Annotated in this window: 17 protein-coding genes; 9 read left to right on the forward strand and 8 right to left on the reverse strand. The window is 60.5% G+C overall.

The features are described 5' to 3' along the window. Window positions 1-145: 145 nt before the first annotated feature. On the reverse strand, window positions 146-865 hold the full coding sequence (locus ACQKP2_RS21875) for an SIMPL domain-containing protein (protein ID WP_427579366.1): 720 nt from the start codon (window positions 863-865) through the stop codon (window positions 146-148). Window positions 866-1,182: 317 nt separating this feature from the next. On the opposite strand from ACQKP2_RS21875, the gene ACQKP2_RS21880 reads away from it, so the two are divergent. From ACQKP2_RS21880 to ACQKP2_RS21895, 4 genes are all read left to right on the forward strand, one after another. Beyond that, entirely contained in the window at window positions 1,183-2,445 is a 1,263-nt protein-coding gene (locus tag ACQKP2_RS21880; RefSeq protein WP_427579368.1) for an ATP-binding protein, read from the forward strand. Then, the gene (locus ACQKP2_RS21885; protein ID WP_427579369.1) at window positions 2,438-2,998 is read left to right on the forward strand and encodes a response regulator transcription factor; all 561 of its coding nucleotides are present in this window, start codon (window positions 2,438-2,440) and stop codon (window positions 2,996-2,998) included. Before ACQKP2_RS21880 ends, ACQKP2_RS21885 begins: the two co-directional genes overlap by 8 nt. A gap of 97 nt (window positions 2,999-3,095) precedes the next feature. Beyond that, complete coding sequence (locus ACQKP2_RS21890) at window positions 3,096-4,823, forward strand: ABC transporter ATP-binding protein/permease (protein ID WP_427579371.1); 1,728 nt, start codon at window positions 3,096-3,098, stop codon at window positions 4,821-4,823. 192 nt (window positions 4,824-5,015) lie between these two features. Further along, window positions 5,016-5,765: a FadR/GntR family transcriptional regulator gene (locus tag ACQKP2_RS21895; RefSeq protein WP_427579372.1), complete on the forward strand. Its 750-nt coding sequence runs from the start codon at window positions 5,016-5,018 to the stop codon at window positions 5,763-5,765. A gap of 19 nt (window positions 5,766-5,784) precedes the next feature. Here the strand turns inward: ACQKP2_RS21895 and ACQKP2_RS21900 are convergent, their stop codons facing one another. Continuing rightward, the gene (locus tag ACQKP2_RS21900) at window positions 5,785-6,159 is read right to left on the reverse strand and encodes a hypothetical protein (RefSeq protein WP_427579374.1); all 375 of its coding nucleotides are present in this window, start codon (window positions 6,157-6,159) and stop codon (window positions 5,785-5,787) included. Window positions 6,160-6,419: 260 nt separating this feature from the next. Here ACQKP2_RS21900 and kdgD point away from each other — a divergent pair, with 260 nt between their 5' ends. The 5 genes from kdgD (at window position 6,420) to ACQKP2_RS21925 (ending at window position 13,074) form a co-directional block, all read left to right on the forward strand. Further along, window positions 6,420-7,331, forward strand: coding sequence for a 5-dehydro-4-deoxyglucarate dehydratase (kdgD, locus tag ACQKP2_RS21905; protein WP_427579375.1), 912 nt, complete (start codon window positions 6,420-6,422; stop codon window positions 7,329-7,331). Between the two features lie 73 nt (window positions 7,332-7,404). Then, window positions 7,405-8,850, forward strand: a complete 1,446-nt coding sequence (locus ACQKP2_RS21910; RefSeq protein WP_427579377.1) for an aldehyde dehydrogenase family protein — start codon at window positions 7,405-7,407, stop codon at window positions 8,848-8,850. Between the two features lie 103 nt (window positions 8,851-8,953). Next, window positions 8,954-10,408: an MFS transporter gene (locus tag ACQKP2_RS21915; RefSeq protein ID WP_427579392.1), complete on the forward strand. Its 1,455-nt coding sequence runs from the start codon at window positions 8,954-8,956 to the stop codon at window positions 10,406-10,408. Between the two features lie 11 nt (window positions 10,409-10,419). After that, window positions 10,420-11,973: a galactarate dehydratase gene (garD, locus tag ACQKP2_RS21920; protein ID WP_427579378.1), complete on the forward strand. Its 1,554-nt coding sequence runs from the start codon at window positions 10,420-10,422 to the stop codon at window positions 11,971-11,973. A gap of 159 nt (window positions 11,974-12,132) precedes the next feature. Next, entirely contained in the window at window positions 12,133-13,074 is a 942-nt protein-coding gene (locus ACQKP2_RS21925) for an AEC family transporter (RefSeq protein WP_427579380.1), read from the forward strand. 128 nt (window positions 13,075-13,202) lie between these two features. On the opposite strand, the gene ACQKP2_RS21930 is transcribed toward ACQKP2_RS21925, so the two are convergent. The 6 genes from ACQKP2_RS21930 to gatC all read right to left on the reverse strand — a co-directional run bounded on the left by ACQKP2_RS21930 (window position 13,203) and on the right by gatC (window position 18,427). Further along, window positions 13,203-13,583 carry a carboxymuconolactone decarboxylase family protein gene (locus ACQKP2_RS21930; protein WP_427579382.1) on the reverse strand — a complete coding sequence of 127 codons (381 nt, stop codon included), beginning with the start codon at window positions 13,581-13,583 and terminating at the stop codon, window positions 13,203-13,205. Then, window positions 13,580-14,641, reverse strand: coding sequence for a calcium/sodium antiporter (locus tag ACQKP2_RS21935; protein ID WP_427579384.1), 1,062 nt, complete (start codon window positions 14,639-14,641; stop codon window positions 13,580-13,582). Before ACQKP2_RS21935 ends, ACQKP2_RS21930 begins: the two co-directional genes overlap by 4 nt. A gap of 50 nt (window positions 14,642-14,691) precedes the next feature. Beyond that, window positions 14,692-15,066 (reverse strand): septal ring lytic transglycosylase RlpA family protein, encoded by a 375-nt coding sequence (locus tag ACQKP2_RS21940; RefSeq protein ID WP_427579385.1) that lies wholly within the window; start codon window positions 15,064-15,066, stop codon window positions 14,692-14,694. Window positions 15,067-15,215: 149 nt separating this feature from the next. Then, window positions 15,216-16,661: an Asp-tRNA(Asn)/Glu-tRNA(Gln) amidotransferase subunit GatB gene (gene gatB / locus ACQKP2_RS21945; RefSeq protein WP_427579387.1), complete on the reverse strand. Its 1,446-nt coding sequence runs from the start codon at window positions 16,659-16,661 to the stop codon at window positions 15,216-15,218. A 10-nt stretch (window positions 16,662-16,671) separates the two neighbouring features. Next, the gene (gene gatA, locus ACQKP2_RS21950) at window positions 16,672-18,123 is read right to left on the reverse strand and encodes an Asp-tRNA(Asn)/Glu-tRNA(Gln) amidotransferase subunit GatA (protein WP_427579389.1); all 1,452 of its coding nucleotides are present in this window, start codon (window positions 18,121-18,123) and stop codon (window positions 16,672-16,674) included. 16 nt (window positions 18,124-18,139) lie between these two features. After that, on the reverse strand, window positions 18,140-18,427 hold the full coding sequence (gene gatC, locus ACQKP2_RS21955) for an Asp-tRNA(Asn)/Glu-tRNA(Gln) amidotransferase subunit GatC (RefSeq protein ID WP_427579390.1): 288 nt from the start codon (window positions 18,425-18,427) through the stop codon (window positions 18,140-18,142). Window positions 18,428-18,532: the final 105 nt, after the last annotated feature.

Here is an 18,532-nt window from a genome sequence, read left to right on the forward strand (position 1 = left end):
GTACTACCAAGTGCAACTGATGTCGTTTTGCACGGTGTTCCCGACCCTTCCGGGATTGAGCATAGACGCTGTTTGCAAAAAAAAGGCGATCATCGAAATGATCGCCTGTGCATTTCAGGAGCGGTGTCACCCGGACACTATCGAATCAAGGCATCAGTACTTCAATCGAACCGTCTGCCGTCATGTTGACCTGGCTAGTACCGGCTTCGACTTCCGGTGTCACCGGGGCGGCACCGTCCATGCTGGCGGCTTTCATCATCATCGGTGCGCGCATGTACGGTTGTGGGTAGCCGTTGCTGTTGAGGTTCAGATTGACGATTTTATAACCCTTGCCGCCCAAGGCATCGGTAGCCAGTTGGGCGCGGGCCTTGAAGGCGGCCACAGCTTCCTTGAGCAGGACATCTTCACTGGCTTTTCGCGTTGGCGTGGCGATGGCGAAGTCCATGCCGCCCATCTTCAGATCAGTGAGCAGCTCTCCGGTCAGCTTCGACAATGCAGCGAAATCGGTGCTTTCCAGGCGCAGTTCGGCACGCTCGCGCCAACCGGTGATTTTCTGGCCCTTGGCGTCGTAGATCGGGTAGCTGTTGCGACTGCCCTGGCGCAGGGTGATGTCCTTGACCTGCTTGGCTTGTGCCAGTGCCTTGTTCATGGTCGTGCTGACGTCGGCGGCGAGTTTGGCCGGGTCGGTGTTTTGCTCCTCCGTGTAGAGGGTCACGATCATCAGGTCGCGGGCCACTTCCTGGCTGACTTCGGCACGCAGGGAAATCTGGTTGTAATGGAGTTCGTCGGCAGCCAGGGCCGGGAGACTGGCCAGGGTGCCGGCACTCAAGGCGAGGAGGGCGGCGCTGCGGCGGAATGTGTACATGAAAGCTCCTTGGATGTTGCGCAGGGTACGGTCCGGGCCTGCGTGAAACCATCAGACTCTAGCTTTTATGATCCGGTTCGCCCAGTTACAACTTCCATACATGTGTATCCCCCTGTAGGAGCGAGCAAGCTCGCGATGGTCGTCAACGATGACGCGGGCATCCTGACACCCCATGGCGCCCTTTCGTCCATCGCGAGCGTGCTCGCTCCTACAACAGTTGGGCCGCACATGTGGCCGTTTGCCGCACTTTTGCCTGCCAGCCCCTGTGCTTGGTTATACTCCGTGCGATCTGCCTGGAGCGCTCATCGGGAGAGCTCATGCTCGCCGCCGTACAACTCACTTCCGCTACTCGCCAGAATCTCTGGCGGCTGACGTTTATCCGTATCCTGGTACTGGCCGCTCAGGCGGGTTCGGTGGGCCTGGCCTACTGGCTCCAATTGCTGCCGCTGCCCTGGTTCCAACTGGCTGCAACCCTCGTGTGCTCGATGCTGCTGTGCACGTTCACGGCAATCCGTTTGCGCACGTCGTGGCCGGTCACCGAGCTGGAATACGCCGTGCAACTGGCCTGTGACCTGTTTATCCACAGTGCCTTGCTGTACTTCTCCGGTGGTTCGACCAACCCCTTCGTTTCCTACTATCTGGTGCCGCTCACCATCGCGGCGGTGACATTGCCATGGCGTTATTCGGTGGTCCTATCCGGTATCGCACTGACGATGTACACCTTGCTGCTGGCCCAGTTCTACCCGCTGCAAACGTTCCCGATCGCTCGGGAGAACCTGCAGGTGTACGGGATGTGGTTGAGTTTCGCCCTGGCGGCGGCGGTGATCACCTTTTTCGCCGCGCGCATGGCCGAAGAGCTGCGTCGTCAGGAGGAGTTGCGGGCCATCCGCCGCGAAGAGGGCCTGCGCGATCAGCAGTTGCTGGCGGTGGCCACGCAGGCGGCCGGTGCCGCCCATGAGTTGGGGACGCCGCTGGCAACCATGAGCGTGTTGCTCAAGGAGATGCGCCAGGACCATCACGACCCGATGCTGCAGGACGACCTGAGCGTGCTGCAGGAACAGGTCAAACAGTGCAAGCAGACATTGCAGCAACTGGTGCGCGCCGCCGAGGCCAACCGTCGTCTGGATGTGAAAATGCAGGAGGTCACCGATTGGCTCGATGAAGCACTCAATCGCTGGCACCTGATGCGTCCGGAAGCCAGTTATCGCTTCCAGCGCCTGGGGCAGGGCACGGTGCCGCGCATGGCGCCGCCGCCGGACCTGACCCAGGCCTTGCTCAATTTGCTGAATAATGCGGCGGATGCTTGTCCCGAAGGGCTGCAAGTAACGCTGGACTGGAACGCCGAGGACGTGACCATCAGCATTCGCGACCATGGTGCCGGTGTGCCCCTGGCCATTGCCGAACAGATCGGCAAGCCGTTTTTTACCACCAAGGGCAAAGGCTTCGGCCTGGGCCTGTTTTTGAGCAAGGCCAGCGTGACACGCGCTGGCGGCTCAGTGAAACTCTACAGTCATGAGGAAGGCGGCACGCTCACCGAGCTGCGCCTGCCCCATGGCGTCCGAGGAGACCAACATGAGTGATGAAATCCAAGTCGAAGGCGAAGAACTGCCGCATTTGCTGCTGGTCGATGACGATGCGACCTTTACCCGCGTGATGGCCCGCGCCATGGCCCGTCGCGGCTTTCGTGTCAGCACCGCCGGTTCCGCCGAAGAAGGGCTGACCATCGCACAGGGCGATCTGCCGGACTATGCCGCGCTGGACCTGAAGATGGACGGTGATTCGGGGCTTGTACTGTTGCCCAAGTTGCTGGAAATGGACCCGGAAATGCGCGTGGTGATCCTGACCGGCTATTCGAGCATTGCCACGGCCGTGGAGGCGATCAAGCGAGGCGCCTGCAACTATCTGTGCAAACCGGCCGATGCCGACGACGTGCTGGCCGCGTTGTTGTCCGAACACGCCGACCTCGACAGCCTGGTGCCGGAAAACCCGATGTCCGTGGACCGCTTGCAGTGGGAACACATTCAGCGCGTGCTGACCGAGCATGAAGGCAATATCTCCGCCACTGCCCGGGCCCTGGGCATGCACCGCCGCACGCTGCAGCGCAAACTGCAAAAACGCCCCGTTCGTCGCTGAACCCGCGCTGAACAAATGCGGGCCGTTCCTCGCGACAAACCGAACCGATCATCTATGATCGGTTCGTGCGTGTACTTTTCTCTATCGAGCCTTATCCATGAATCAGAACGCTGAGTATTACGCGGTCAACGATGCCGTGCGCGGGCAGTTTTTCCGCAAGGTCTGGGCGATGACCACGCCTTATTGGCGCAGTGAAGAGAAGGTCAAGGCCTGGACGCTGTTGATCGCGGTCATTGCCCTGTCGCTGATCAGCGTCGGTATCTCGGTGTGGTTCAACACCTGGTACAAGGATTTCTACAACGCGCTGCAAAAGAAAGACGAGGCGGCGTTCTGGCAGCTGATCCTGTACTTCTGCGCGATTGCAGCGGTGGCGATTGTCGGTGCGGTGTACCGGCTCTATCTGACCCAGATGCTGACGATTCGCTGGCGGGCATGGCTTACCGAAAAGCATTTCAACCGCTGGCTCGGCAATAAAAACTACTACCAGCTGGAGCAGGGTGGCTACACCGATAACCCGGACCAGCGGATTTCCGAAGACCTGAATAACTTCACCTCGAACACGCTCGAGCTGGGTATCGGGTTGCTGCGCAATATTGTCAGCCTGGTGTCGTTCTCGATCATTTTGTGGGGCGTGTCGGGCAGTATCGAAGTCTTCGGTATCACTATTCCCGGCTACATGTTCTGGTGCGTGCTGGTGTATGCCGTGGTGGGCAGTTGGCTGACGCATTTGATCGGTCGTCGCCTGATCGGTCTGAACAACCAACAACAACGCTTCGAAGCTGACTTGCGTTTCTCCATGGTACGGGTTCGCGAAAACGCCGAAAGCATCGCGTTGTACAACGGCGAGACGAACGAGAATCGTCGCCTGAGCAGCCGTTTCGGGATGGTCTGGCACAACTTCTGGGACATCATGAAAGTGTCCAAGCGCCTGACTTTTTTCACCGCCGGTTACAGCCAGGCAGCCATCATCTTTCCGTTTATCGTCGCGGCGCCGCGTTACCTCTCCGGCAAGATCGAACTCGGTGACCTGATGCAGATCAGCTCGGCATTCGGCAATGTCCAGGAGAGCTTCAGCTGGTTCATCAGTGCGTACCAGAGCCTCGCCTCATGGCGCGCCACCTGCGATCGTCTGCTCAGTTTTCACCAGGCCATGGCCAGCAACGAAGAGCGCACGCCGGCTATCGACGTGCAGAGCCAGGGCGATGCGTTGAAAGTACACAATCTGGGCCTCGATCTTGCCGATGGTCGTCACTTGCTGAGCAATGCCGAAATGACGGTGGAGGAGGGCGAGCGTGTGATGCTCAGCGGTCGCTCCGGCACCGGCAAGTCGACCCTCCTGCGGGCGATGGGGCATTTGTGGCCGGTAGGCCACGGCAGCATTCGCCTGCCGGCGGCGCGCTCTCTGTTCCTGCCGCAGAAGCCTTATTTGCCGATCGGCACCCTGCGTGAGGTGCTGAGTTATCCACAGGCCGGCGATGCCTACACAAACGAGCGATATGTGCACGTGCTGGAGTCTTGCCGTTTGCCGCATCTGGTGGGGCGTCTTGATGAAGCCAATCACTGGCAGCGCATGTTGTCGCCGGGTGAGCAACAACGCCTGGCCTTCGCCCGCGCCCTGCTGTATGCACCGCAGTGGCTGTACCTGGACGAAGCGACGTCGGCAATGGATGAGGAAGATGAGGCGTTGTTGTACCAGATGCTGATCGATGAGCTGCCGGGGCTGAGCATTGTCAGCGTTGGGCATCGCAGCAGCCTCAAGCGTTTCCACCCACGGCACCTTCGTATCGAGAACGGCCATCTGGTGGATCAGACAGTGACTGCCTGACCCTGATCCCTGTAGGAGCGAGCATGCTCGCGATGGAGATCAACGATAACGCTGGCCGCCTGACACCCCGCGGTGTTCTGGCGACCATCGCGAGCGTGCTCGCTCCTACAGTACAGAGGGTGGTGGGTGATCGTACAACTGCGTTGAGCTATGATGCGGTTTCAGCCGAATTTTTCGAGATAGATGTTCACCATGGAAAACCCGAACGACGCCCCACGCCTCCCTCGCAAGCGCCGCAGCCTCGCGCAGGAGCTGGTGACGGTGCTGACCGAGCAAATCCGCGATGGACTACTCAAGCGCGGGGACAAACTACCCACCGAGTCGGCGATCATGGAGGCCCATGGCGTCAGTCGCACCGTGGTGCGCGAGGCGATTTCCCGGTTGCAGGCTGCCGGGCAAGTGGAAACTCGTCACGGCATCGGCACCTTTGTGCTGGACACACCCAGCCCGAGTGGTTTCCGCATCGACCCGGCGACAGTGGTCACTTTGCGTGACGTACTAGCGATTCTTGAGTTTCGGATCAGCCTGGAAGTGGAGTCGGCAGGGCTTGCCGCGCAACGTCGCAGCACAGAGCAACTGGCCACGATGCGTGCCGCGCTCGATGCGCTCAGCGAAAGTGTCGCCCACGCCAGCGATGCGGTGGCGTCGGATTTTGCATTTCACCTGGAAATCGCATTGTCCACCGGCAACCGTTATTTCGCTGACATCATGACTCACCTGGGCACCAGCATCATTCCGCGCACACGGTTGAATTCGGCCCGCCTGGCCCATGACGATCAACAGCACTACATGAATCGCCTGAGTCGTGAGCACGAAGAAATCTACGAGGCCATTGCCCGGCAGGATTCCGATGCCGCGCGCGCCGCAATGCGCCTGCACCTGACCAACAGCCGCGAACGGTTGCGCCAGGCCCATGAAGAGGCACAAGCGCAGCGCAACTGAAGACCCCGTTCGCCGGCACCTATTCAATTCGCAGCGAAAGCGGGGCGGATGTGTTGGTCAGGCCGGACTCTCCGCTGGTTTGAAAGCGCAGCGTTACGGTCTTGTTCACGTAGCGCTCCAGTTGCTTTTTGGGGACAAGGACGGTCAGGTTGGGCACTCTTTCAACGTCGTCCGTTTCGTCGCTCCAGCGTCCGGCCGGAACGACGCCACTGCTCCAGTCCGCAGGTTCTACATTCTCTCCAAGGATGGCGTACACGTTGTCCAGCGGTGAAATGTCGGCACTGTCAGGAATGCCGACTTCCAATGAGGCACTGAGTTTCGACAGCGCCACGACAATTTCTTTTCCGTCATTTGCGGTTGGGAAATCTGTGAGTACGGGGGCTGGAAGCGTCATGTTGAATCTCCTTTGATTGCACGTGGCAGCCTTTGAAAACAAGGCTTCAGCCAGCGTTATCCCCCTTCAGGCAAGCGCTTTGAAACTGTTAGAAATAACAGTTTCGACGAGCGGTCATGGCTGTCTTTTCCGCCCTCACCGGGAGCAGCGGCGATGAAATGCAGTTGACGGTTGTATTTTAAGTTGTACGATGACCTACAACTTCAGCGCAGGCTGAACGGTTTTCTCACACAAACGTCGCTACCCAGGGTGTTCGAATAATGAATCCACAAGAACTTAAGTCCATCCTCTCTTCCGGTCTGCTGTCCTTCCCGGTGACCGATTTCAACGCCCAGGGCGATTTCCACCGCGCCGGCTATATCAAGCGTCTGGAATGGCTGGCCCCGTACGGCGCCTCGGCACTGTTCGCCGCGGGCGGCACCGGTGAGTTCTTCTCCCTGGCGGCCAGCGAGTATTCGGAAATCATCAAGACGGCCGTGGACACCTGCTCCAGCAGCGTGCCGATTCTGGCCGGTGTCGGCGGTTCGACCCGTCAAGCCATCGAATACGCACAAGAAGCCCAGCGCCTGGGCGCCAAGGGCCTGTTGCTGCTGCCGCACTACCTGACTGAAGCCAGCCAGGACGGCGTTGCCGCCCACGTTGAGGCGGTGTGCAAATCCGTGAACATTGGCGTGGTGGTTTACAACCGTAACGTCTGCCGCCTCAATGCGGTGCAGCTGGAGCGTCTGGCCGAGCGCTGCCCGAACCTGATCGGTTACAAGGATGGCCTGGGCGATATCGAGTTGATGGTGTCGATTCGTCGCCGCCTCGGTGATCGCTTCAGCTACCTGGGTGGCTTGCCGACCGCCGAAGTCTACGCCGCGGCTTACAAGGCGCTGGGCGTACCGGTCTACTCCTCGGCGGTGTTCAACTTCATCCCGAAAACCGCGATGGACTTCTACCACGCCATCGCTCGCGACGATCACGCCACCGTCGGCAAGATCATCGATGACTTCTTCCTGCCTTACCTGGACATCCGTAACCGTAAGGCCGGCTACGCCGTGAGCATCGTCAAGGCCGGGGCAAAAATCGCCGGTTACGACGCGGGTCCCGTGCGTGCCCCGCTGACCGACCTGACCGGCGAAGAGTTCGAAATGCTCGCCGCGCTGATCGACAAGCAGGGCGCTCAGTAATACCTGACAAAACCGAGGCCGCTGAGCGATCAGCGGCTTTTTGCGTGAAGAACTTCTTGCAGGAGAACGTTCAGTGACTGATTCAAAGCGTTACGACAACTACATCAACGGCCAATGGGTAGCAGGTGCCGACTATTCGGCCAACATCAACCCGTCGGAGTTGAGCGACAACATCGGTGATTACGCCAAGGCCGACCTGGCCCAGGTCAACGCCGCCATCGACGCCGCCCGTGCCGCGTTTCCTGCCTGGTCCACGTCCGGCATTCAGGCGCGTCACGATGCCCTGGATAAAGTCGGCACTGAAATCCTCGCCCGTCGCGACGAGCTCGGCACCCTGCTGGCCCGGGAAGAGGGCAAGACCCTGCCCGAAGCCATTGGCGAGGTGACCCGCGCCGGTAACATCTTCAAGTTCTTCGCCGGTGAATGCCTGCGTCTGTCCGGTGACTACGTGCCGTCGGTACGCCCTGGCGTCAATGTTGAAGTCACTCGCGAAGCCCTGGGTGTGGTGGGCCTGATCACTCCGTGGAATTTCCCGATTGCCATCCCGGCGTGGAAAATCGCCCCGGCCCTGGCCTATGGCAACTGCGTGGTGCTCAAACCGGCGGATCTGGTGCCGGGTTGCGCCTGGGCGCTGGCGGAAATCATTTCCCGCGCCGGTTTCCCCGCCGGCGTGTTCAACCTGGTGATGGGCAGCGGCCGCGTTGTTGGCGAAGCGCTGGTCAACAGCCCGAAGGTCGATGGCATCAGTTTCACCGGTTCCGTTGGCGTGGGTCGTCAGATCGCCGTCAGCTGTGTATCGCGCCAGGCCAAGGTCCAGTTGGAAATGGGTGGCAAGAACCCGCAGATCATTCTCGACGACGCCGACCTCAAGCAAGCGGTCGAGTTGTCGGTACAGAGCGCGTTCTACTCCACCGGCCAGCGTTGCACGGCATCGAGCCGCCTGATTGTCACCGCCGGGATTCACGACAAGTTCGTTGAAGCCATGGCCGAACGCATGAAATCGATCAAGGTCGGCCACGCGCTGAAGGCCGGCACCGACATCGGCCCGGTGGTGTCGCAAGCGCAGCTTGAGCAGGACATGAAGTACATCGACATCGGCCAGTCCGAAGGTGCACGTCTGGTCAGCGGTGGCGCTCTGGTGACTTGCGATACCGAAGGCTATTTCCTCGCGCCGACACTGTTTGCCGACACTGAAGCGTCGATGCGCATCAGCCGCGAAGAAATTTTCGGTCCGGTGGCCAACATCGTGCGCGTGGCCGATTACGAAGCCGCGCTGGCCATGGCCAATGACACCGAGTTCGGTCTGTCGGCGGGCATTGCCACCACTTCGCTCAAGTATGCCAATCACTTCAAGCGCCATTCCCAGGCCGGGATGGTGATGGTCAACCTGCCGACCGCCGGCGTGGATTATCACGTTCCGTTCGGTGGGCGTAAGGGCTCATCCTACGGGGCACGTGAGCAAGGTCGTTATGCGCAAGAGTTCTACACGGTCGTAAAAACCAGCTACATCGGCTCGTAAACGCAACACCCCGCGGCATCGACATCGATACCGCGCTCTCTGTAGGAGCGAGCATGCTCGCGATGGACGAATGGGCACCGTTGGGTGTCAGACCGCCAGCGTCATCGTTGGCGACCATCGCGAGCAAGCTCAGCTCCTACAGAAAAACAAAAGATCCACCCCGCATAAAAATAATCAGTGGGAGTACATCTACATGCAATCGACCAAGAAGCCGACTCACGTCCGCTATTTGATCCTGCTCATGCTGTTTCTGGTGACCACGATCAACTACGCCGATCGGGCTACCATCGCTATCGCCGGTTCCAGCCTGCAAAAGGACCTTGGCATCGACGCGGTCACCCTCGGTTATATCTTTTCCGCATTCGGCTGGGCCTACGTGGCCGGGCAAATTCCCGGCGGTTGGCTGCTGGACCGTTTCGGATCGAAAAAAGTCTATGCCCTGAGCATTTTCACCTGGTCGCTGTTCACCGTGTTGCAGGGCTTTGTCGGTGATTTCGGCATGTCGACCGCCGTGGTTGCGCTGTTCATGCTGCGCTTCCTGGTGGGGTTGGCCGAAGCGCCTTCATTCCCCGGCAACGCGCGCATCGTGGCGGCCTGGTTCCCGACGGCCGAGCGCGGCACGGCTTCGGCGATCTTCAACTCGGCGCAATACTTCGCCACGGTGTTGTTCGCACCGTTGATGGGCTGGATTGTCTTCAAGTTCGGCTGGCAGCATGTGTTCATCGTCATGGGCGTCATCGGGATCATCTTCTCGGCAGTCTGGCTGAAAGTTATCCACAGTCCGCGCCAGCACCCGATGATCAACGACGAAGAGTTCAAGCACATTGCCGACAACGGCGGCATGGTCGACATGGATCAGGGCAAGGGTAAAAAGGCCGATGGTCCGAAGTGGGACTACATTCGCCAGTTGCTGACCAACCGCATGATGCTTGGCGTATACCTGGGCCAGTACTGCATCAACGGCATCACCTACTTCTTCCTCACCTGGTTCCCGGTGTACCTGGTGCAGGAGCGCGGCATGACCATTCTCAAGGCCGGTTTCATTGCCTCGTTGCCGGCCATTTGCGGGTTCATCGGTGGTGTTCTCGGTGGCGTAATTTCTGACTTCCTGCTGCGCAAGGGCCATTCGCTGACCTTCGCCCGCAAGGCGCCGATCATTGCCGGTCTGCTGGTTTCGAGCAGCATCGTCGCCTGCAACTATGTCGACATTGAGTGGATGGTTGTCGGCTTCATGGCCCTGGCATTCTTCGGCAAAGGCGTGGGCGCGCTGGGCTGGGCCGTGGTGTCCGACACCTCGCCGAAACAGATCGCCGGTCTGAGCGGGGGCTTGTTCAATATGTTCGGCAACCTGGCGTCGATCACCACGCCCATCGTCATCGGCTACATCATCAGCTCCACCGGTTCATTCAAATGGGCGCTGGTGTTTGTCGGTTGCAACGCATTGGTCGCAGTGTTCAGCTACCTGGTCATCGTCGGTCCGATTAAACGCGTGGTGCTCAAGGAGCCGCCTGTCAACGGTCCTGAAGCATCCGGCAAATTGTCTCAAGCGCATTCCTGAGGAGCGGCGCCATGCAGTTGATTGAACATTCCGACTCGCCGCGCTACATCCGCCTGCACGAGCGGGACAATGTGGTGATCGTGGTCAACGATCAGGGCGTCCCGGCCGGGACCGAGTTTTCCGATGGCCTGGTCACCGTGGACTTCGTACCGCAAAGCCACAAGATCACCCTGGAGGACATACCGCAGGGTGGCCAGGTGATTCGTTACGGCCAGACCATCGGCTACGCCTTGCAGCCGATCCCGCGCGGCAGTTGGGTCAAGGAAGATCAACTGCGCATGCCGACCGCGCCACCGCTGGACAGCCTGCCGCTGTCCACCGAAGTGCCGGCCGCGCAAGCACCGCTGCTGGGCTATACCTTCGAGGGTTATCGCAATGCCGACGGTACCGTCGGCACGCGTAACATTCTGGGGATCACCACGACTGTGCAATGCGTGACCGGCGTGCTGGATCACGCGGTCAAGCGCATCAAGGCTGAGCTTTTGCCCAAGTACCCGCACGTCGATGATGTGGTGGCGCTGACCCACAGCTACGGCTGTGGCGTGGCGATCACGGCCACCGATGCCTACATTCCGATTCGCACCGTACGCAACCTGGCGCGCAACCCCAACCTGGGCGGCGAAGCGCTGGTGATCAGCCTGGGGTGCGAGAAGTTGCAGGCCGGGCAGGTGATGCACGAGGACGACGCCTCGGTGGATTTGAGCGAGCCGTGGTTGTATCGCTTGCAGGATTCCAGTCACGGTTTCACCGAGATGATCGAGCAGATCATGGAGCTGGCCGAAACCCGATTGAAGAAACTCGACCTGCGCCGTCGGGAAACCGTACCGGCATCCGAGCTGATTCTCGGCATGCAATGCGGCGGCAGCGATGCGTTTTCCGGGATCACCGCCAACCCGGCGCTGGGCTACGCCTCGGACCTGTTGTTGCGCGCCGGAGCGACTGTGATGTTCTCCGAAGTGACCGAAGTGCGCGACGCGATCTATCTGCTGACCTCTCGTGCCAGCACTGAGCAAGTCGCGCAGGAGCTGGTACGGGAGATGGACTGGTACGACCGTTACCTGGCCAAGGGTGAAGCGGACCGCAGTGCCAATACCACGCCGGGCAACAAGAAGGGCGGGTTGTCGAACATTGTCGAGAAGTCCCTGGGCTCGATCGTCAAATCCGGCAGCAGCGCGATCAGCGGTGTGCTGGGCCCTGGCGAACGCTTCAAGGAAAAAGGCCTGATCTTCTGTGCGACCCCGGCGAGCGATTTTGTCTGCGGCACGTTGCAGTTGGCCGCAGGGATGAACCTGCATGTGTTCACCACCGGTCGTGGCACGCCTTACGGCCTGGCCATGGCGCCCGTGGTGAAGGTGTCGACCCGGACAGAACTGGCGCAACGCTGGCCGGACCTGATCGACATCGATGCGGGACGCATTGCCACCGGACGCGCCAGCATCGAAGACCTCGGCTGGGAGCTGTTCCACTACTACCTGGATGTGGCGAGCGGCAAAAAGCAGACATGGGCAGAGCGGCACAAACTGCATAACGACATTACCCTGTTCAACCCGGCGCCGATTACCTGAGACCGCGTTATCGTTCTTCGCGGGCAAGCCTCGCTCCTACAGGCGATCACCTGATCCGTAGGCGCGAGGCCTGCCCGCGAAGGCGGTCTACCAGACGCCGATGTCTTCGGTGGCTTATCATTAGCCCACTAACGACGCTCACCCAAGGTTCCTCCCGGCATGCTGGCAATTTTCCTCGAAACCCTGAACATCACCGCACCGGTGTTCGCCATGCTGTTTCTTGGGGTGTTGCTCAAACGCATCGACTGGATCAACGACAACTTCATCCACACAGCGTCGGCGCTGGTGTTCAACGTCACCATGCCGGCGCTGCTGTTTTTGGGCATCCTGCATGCCGACCTGCACGCCGCGCTGCAACCGGCGCTGCTGATCTACTTCTCCCTGGCGACCCTGGTGTGCTTTGCCATCGCCTGGGGCTGGGCGATTTTCAGGTGCCCGCGTGAAGATCGCGGGATCTATACCCAGGGGGCCTTTCGCGGCAACAACGGGGTGATCGGCCTGGCGCTGGCGGCGAGCATGTATGGCGACTACGGGATTTCCCTGGGGGCGATTCTCGCGGCGCTGGTGATCCTGTTCTACAACACGCTGTCGACCATCGTGCTGGCGGTGTACAGCCCGGTGATCAAGTCCGATCCGTTAAGTATCTGCAAAAGTGTGCTGAGTAACCCGCTGATCATCAGTGTGATTGCGGCGACGCCGTTTGCGTATTTCAGGATCGGTTTGCCGGGTTGGCTGGAAACCTCCGGCCAGTACCTGGCGCAAACCACCTTGCCGCTGGCATTGATCTGCATTGGCGGCACCCTGTCCCTGGCGGCGTTGCGCAAAAGCGGCCGGATGGCGCTCAGTTCAAGCCTGGTGAAGATGCTCGGCCTGCCGGTACTGGCGACACTGGGGGCGTGGCTCTGGGGCTTTCGCGGGGCGGAATTGGGGATTCTGTTTCTGTACTTCGGCAGCCCGACGGCGGCGGCCAGTTTCGTCATGGCCCGGGCGGCCGATGGCAATCACGAACTGGCGGCGGCCATCATCGTCATCACCACGCTGATGGCGGCGGTCACCACCAACATCGGGATCTTTCTGTTGCAGTGGGGTGGGTGGATCTGATTTCAGGATTTGCGGTGTTTTGCAGACCTGATCGCGAGCAGGCTCGCTCCCACAGGGAGAATGCATTTCAAATGTGGGAGCGAGCCTGCTCGCGATAGCAATCTTTGCAACGCAGAAGGTATCGGGTGTTACTCCGGCTTCTGGTACGTATCGATCACTTCCTGCGCCGCCCGAAACGCATCGATCGCCGCCGGCACGCCGGCATACACCGCACAATGCAGCAGCGCCTCGCGAATTTCTTCGACGGTGCAGCCGTTGTTCAGCGCGCCGCGCACATGGCCTTTCAACTCTTGAGGGCACTTGAGTGCAGTCAGCGCGGCGAGGGTAATCAGGCTGCGGGTTTTGAGCGGCAGGCCTTCGCGGTTCCACACGCCGCCCCAGGCGTGTTCATTGACGAAGTCCTGTAGCGGTTGGGTGAACTCGGTGGCGTTGCCCAGCGCGCGGTCGACGAAGGCGTCGCCCATTACTTGGCGACGTACTTCAACGCCGGTCTTTTTATTTTCGGTCATGGCGATTCCTTCTTGTGGTGTTGGCGACGCCAGGCACGCAACGATGTGAACAGCAGAAACGTCACCAGCGCTGGCAGGACGAAAAACAGCATCAATTGTTCAAGCTTGCTCGCAAGCGGCATGCCAGTGGTAAACGACACCACATGCAGGCCATAGGCCAGATACAACCCCAGCAACAGCAGGCCTTCGGCGCGGGTGACCCGGTAGCCGGAATAGAACACCGGCAGGCACAGCGCCGCGACGCCCAGCATCACCGGCAGGTCGAAATCAAGGGCGTTGGGTGATACCGACAATGGCGTCGGCGCAATCAGGGCGGTGAAGCCCAGTACCCCTAAAAGGTTGAATAGATTGCTGCCGATCACGTTGCCTACGGCAATCTCCCGTTCGCCGCGCAAGGCGGCGATCAATGAAGTGGCCAGTTCCGGCAGGGAGGTGCCGACAGCGACGATGGTCAAACCGATGATCCGTTCCGACAATCCGAGATCCGTGGCGACGGCAACGGCCGCACCCAACAGCAAATATCCGGCATACACCAGCATGGCCAGGCCGATGATGATCATCAACAGGCTGCTGAACCACGGCGCTTGCCCGGCATGGTCGTGATTCGAGACCGGACGAGTTGAATGGCGCGACTGCCTGAACAGCAATCCCAGGTACAGCCCAAACGCAGCGAGCAGCACCATACCGTCGGTACGGGTCAGTACTTCGTTCCAGGCCAGCACGAATACCAGCAGGCTGGCGCCGATCATCAGGGGAATATCCAGGCGCACCAGTTGTCGCGACACCCGCAGCGGGATGATCAGCGCCGACAACCCGAGGGTGACGAGGATGTTGAAAATGCTGCTGCCGATCACGCTGCCCACCGCAATGTCGGCGTTATGGGCCAGGGTGGCTTGTACGCTGACCGCCATTTGCGGGGCGCTGCTGCCCAGGGCGACGATGGTCAGGCCGATGATCAGCGGCCGCACATGCAGGCGTGCGGCCAGTCGGACGGCGGCACGTACCATCAGTTCGGCGCCAGCGATCAGCAGCACCAATGCGCTGAGCAATTCGATCACGCTGATCAGCGGTACATCGGTCAGTCCGAAAATGGTCGGCGCTCCGTCTGTCAGTCGTCGAGGGCTTGCACGCGTACCCGCGCGGTGCCGCTCTTGAGCATGCCCAGGCGTTCGGCGGCCTCATGGGACAGGTCGATCAGGCGGCCGCGGGTATGCGGGCCACGATCGTTGATACGCACCACACAGGATCTGTCGTTATTCAGGTTGGTGACCTTCACCCGTGTGCCGAAAGGCAGCTGGCGGTGGGCGGCGGTCAGGGAATTCTTGTCGAAACGCTCGCCGCTGGCCGTGCGTTTGCCCTGGTGTTTGGCGCCGTAATAGGACGCCACGCCGGTTTTGTCGTAGCCGTGCGGGTCGATGGTGTCGGTGCTGGCGCAACCGGCAAGCAGCGAGAGCAGGGCGCAAAGTCCAAGTAGACGCGTCATTTAAAAGTATCCCGAAACAAAATGTGGGAGCGAGCCTGCTCGCGATTGCTTTCTGACAGTCAACATGGTGTTGAGTGCCGGACCGCTATCGCGAGCAGGCTCGCTCCCACAGGGAAAGGAGCCAGATTTTAGCGCTGGCTCCATTTCCATCAGCTTTCGAGCTTGCTTTTGAGCAGTTCGTTGACCTGTTGCGGGTTGGCCTTGCCTTTGGAGGCTTTCATGGCCTGACCGACGAAGAAACCGAACATCTTGCCGCGCTTGGCTTCGTCAGCCGCACGGTATTGTTCGACCTGCTCGGCGTTGGCCGCCAGCATTTCGTCCAGCACCGCAGAGATTGCACCGGTGTCGGTCACTTGTTTGAGGCCGCGCTTTTCGATGATTTCGTCGGCGCTGCCTTCGCCGTTGGCCATCGCTTCGAACACCACCTTGGCGATCTTGCCGGAGATGGTGTTGTCCTTGATGCGCAGCAGCATGTCGCCCAGTTGCTCGGCTGAAACCGGCGACTGTTCGATGTCCAGGCTTTGCTTGTTGAGCAGGCTGCCCAACTCGACCATCACCCAGTTCGCCGCCAGCTTGGCATCGCCGCTGATGCTCGCGACCTGTTCGAAATAATCGGCTTGCTCACGGCTGGTGGCCAGTACGTTGGCGTCGTACGCCGACAGTCCGAACTGCGCCTGGAAGCGCTCGCGCTTCTGTGGTGGCAATTCCGGCAGGGTTGCGCGCACTTCGCCCAGGAACGAGTTTTCGATCACGACCGGCAGCAGGTCCGGATCGGGGAAGTAACGGTAGTCGTTGGCCTCCTCCTTGCTGCGCATCGGACGGGTTTCGTCCTTGTTCGGATCGTATAGGCGGGTCTGCTGGACCACCTTGCCGCCGTCTTCGATCAGATCGATCTGGCGCTGGATTTCGCTGTTGATCGCCTTCTCGATGAAGCGGAAGGAGTTGACGTTCTTGATTTCGCAGCGGGTGCCGAACTCGACCTGGCCTTTCGGGCGTACCGACACGTTGCAGTCGCAACGCAGCGAGCCTTCGGCCATGTTGCCGTCGCAAATCCCCAGGTAACGCACCAGTGCATGGATTGCCTTGACGTAGGCAACGGCTTCCTTGGCGCTGCGCATGTCCGGTTCGGACACGATTTCCAGCAGCGGTGTGCCGGCACGGTTCAGGTCGATGCCGCTGGCACCGCTGAACTCTTCGTGCAGGCTCTTGCCGGCGTCTTCTTCCAGGTGCGCACGGGTGATCCCGACACGCTTGACCGTGCCATCTTCGAGGGCGATGTCCAGGTGGCCCTTGCCGACGATCGGCAGTTCCATCTGGCTGATCTGGTAGCCCTTGGGCAGGTCCGGATAGAAATAGTTTTTACGGGCGAATACGTTGTGCTGTCCGATTTCGGCGTCAATCGCCAGACCGAACATCACCGCCATGCGCACCGCTTCCTGGTTCAGCACCGGCAATACGCCGGGCATGCCCAGGTCGCTCAGGCTGGCCTGGGTGTTCGGCTCGGAGCCGAACTGGGTGGAACTACCGGAAAAGATTTTCGACCGGGTGGTGAGCTGGGTGTGAATCTCCAGCCCGATCACGACTTCCCATTGCATGTGTGTCTCCTCAGAAGCCGGTTGGGGTGCGGGTGTGCCAGTCAGTGTTCAACTGATACTGGTGGGCAACGTTCAACAGGCGACCTTCCTGGAAATACGGGGCGAGCAACTGCACACCGACCGGCAGGCCGTCGACGAAGCCTGCGGGCATGGACAGGCCCGGCAACCCGGCGAGGTTGGCGGTGATGGTGTAGACGTCTTCCAGATACGCAGCGACCGGGTCGCTGTTCTTGGCGCCCAGCTTCCACGCCGGGTTCGGCGTGGTCGGGCCGAGGATGATGTCGACCTCGTTGAAGGCCGCCATGAAGTCGTTCTTGATCAGGCGACGAATCTTCTGTGCCTTCAGGTAGTAGGCATCGTAGTAACCGGCGGAAAGTGCGTAGGCACCGACCATGATCCGGCGCTGCACTTCCGGCCCGAAGCCTTCGCCACGGGAGCGTTTGTACAGGTCGCTCAGGTTGACCGGGTTTTCGCAACGGTAGCCGAAGCGTACGCCGTCGAAGCGCGACAGGTTGGAGGAGGCTTCTGCCGGGGCGATCACGTAGTACGCCGGAATGGCGTGCTGCATGTTCGGCAAGCTGATTTCCTTGATGATGGCACCGAGCTTTTCCAGCGACTTGACGCTGTTGTGGATCAATTCGGCGATGCGCGGGTCGAGACCGGCGCTGAAGTACTCCTTCGGCACGCCGATGCGCAGGCCTTGCAGCGAGCCGTTGAGGCCGGCGCTGTAGTCCGGCACCGGTTCGTCGATGCTGGTGGAGTCGTTCGGGTCGAAGCCGGCCATGCCTTGCAACAAGATCGCGCAGTCTTCGGCGGTGCGCGCCAACGGGCCGCCCTGGTCGAGGCTGGACGCGTAGGCAATCATGCCCCAGCGCGAAACGCGACCGTACGTCGGTTTCAGGCCGGTGAGGTTGGTCAGGGCCGCCGGCTGTCGGATCGAGCCGCCGGTGTCGGTGCCGGTGGCCGCCGGCAACAGACGAGCGGCAACCGCCGCCGCCGAACCGCCGGACGAGCCGCCCGGAACGTGTTCCAGGTTCCACGGGTTTTTCACAGCGCCGTAGTAGCTCGACTCGTTGGCCGAACCCATGGCGAATTCGTCCATGTTGGTCTTGCCCAGGGTCACGGCCCCGGCAGCGGCCAGTTTGGCGACGACAGTGGCGTCGTAGGGCGCCTTGAAGTTGTCGAGCATCCTGGAGCCGCAGCTGGTGCGGATGCCCTGGGTGCAGAACAGGTCCTTGTGGGCAATCGGCGCGCCGAGCAGGGCGCCATTCTCACCCTTGGCACGGCGTGCGTCGGCGGCTTTCGCCTGCTCGAGCGCCAGGTCCTCGGTGAGGCTGATGAAGCTGTTGAGCTGCGGATCGAGCTGGGTAATACGCGCCAGCAGGGTCTTGGTCAGCTCTTCGGAAGAGAATTTCTTGTCGGCGAGTCCGCGGGCGATCTCGGCCAGAGTCAATTGATGCATTGCAGGCACTTTCCCTTTAGTCGATGACTTTCGGAACCAGATACAGGCCGTTTTCGACCGCTGGTGCGATGGACTGGTAAGCCTCGCGGTTATTGGTCTCGGTCACGACGTCTGCACGCAGGCGCTGGCTGGCTTCCAGTGGGTGGGCGAGCGGTTCGATACCGTCGGTATCGACCGCCTGCATTTCGTCGACTAGTCCGAGAATGCTGTTCAGGGCCGAAGTGATGTGTGGAAGATCGGCATCATTGAGGCCAAGGCAGGCCAGTTGTGCGATTTTTTCCACGTCGGAGCGTTCTAGCGCCATCGGGATTCTCCAGTGGAAAACAAAACGGCGAAACCGCCTTGCGCGACGACAACCTGTTTGCCCCTTACCTCGATGGCATGTATGGCAACGATCCGGCGAAATGGG

The sequence above is a fragment of the Pseudomonas sp. NPDC089569 genome (assembly GCF_050280625.1).
Classification (GTDB): Bacteria; Pseudomonadota; Gammaproteobacteria; order Pseudomonadales; family Pseudomonadaceae; genus Aquipseudomonas.

Coding starts and splice junctions, on each gene's coding strand:
- ACQKP2_RS21875 (WP_427579366.1), bottom strand. CDS start 865: ATGTACACATTCCGCCGCAGCGCCGCCCTCCTCGCCTTGAGTGCCGGC.
- ACQKP2_RS21880 (WP_427579368.1), top strand. CDS start 1,183: ATGCTCGCCGCCGTACAACTCACTTCCGCTACTCGCCAGAATCTCTGG.
- ACQKP2_RS21885 (WP_427579369.1), top strand. CDS start 2,438: ATGAGTGATGAAATCCAAGTCGAAGGCGAAGAACTGCCGCATTTGCTG.
- ACQKP2_RS21890 (WP_427579371.1), top strand. CDS start 3,096: ATGAATCAGAACGCTGAGTATTACGCGGTCAACGATGCCGTGCGCGGG.
- ACQKP2_RS21895 (WP_427579372.1), top strand. CDS start 5,016: ATGGAAAACCCGAACGACGCCCCACGCCTCCCTCGCAAGCGCCGCAGC.
- ACQKP2_RS21900 (WP_427579374.1), bottom strand. CDS start 6,159: ATGACGCTTCCAGCCCCCGTACTCACAGATTTCCCAACCGCAAATGAC.
- kdgD (WP_427579375.1), top strand. CDS start 6,420: ATGAATCCACAAGAACTTAAGTCCATCCTCTCTTCCGGTCTGCTGTCC.
- garD (WP_427579378.1), top strand. CDS start 10,420: ATGCAGTTGATTGAACATTCCGACTCGCCGCGCTACATCCGCCTGCAC.
- ACQKP2_RS21925 (WP_427579380.1), top strand. CDS start 12,133: ATGCTGGCAATTTTCCTCGAAACCCTGAACATCACCGCACCGGTGTTC.
- ACQKP2_RS21930 (WP_427579382.1), bottom strand. CDS start 13,583: ATGACCGAAAATAAAAAGACCGGCGTTGAAGTACGTCGCCAAGTAATG.
- ACQKP2_RS21940 (WP_427579385.1), bottom strand. CDS start 15,066: ATGACGCGTCTACTTGGACTTTGCGCCCTGCTCTCGCTGCTTGCCGGT.
- gatB (WP_427579387.1), bottom strand. CDS start 16,661: ATGCAATGGGAAGTCGTGATCGGGCTGGAGATTCACACCCAGCTCACC.
- gatA (WP_427579389.1), bottom strand. CDS start 18,123: ATGCATCAATTGACTCTGGCCGAGATCGCCCGCGGACTCGCCGACAAG.
- gatC (WP_427579390.1), bottom strand. CDS start 18,427: ATGGCGCTAGAACGCTCCGACGTGGAAAAAATCGCACAACTGGCCTGC.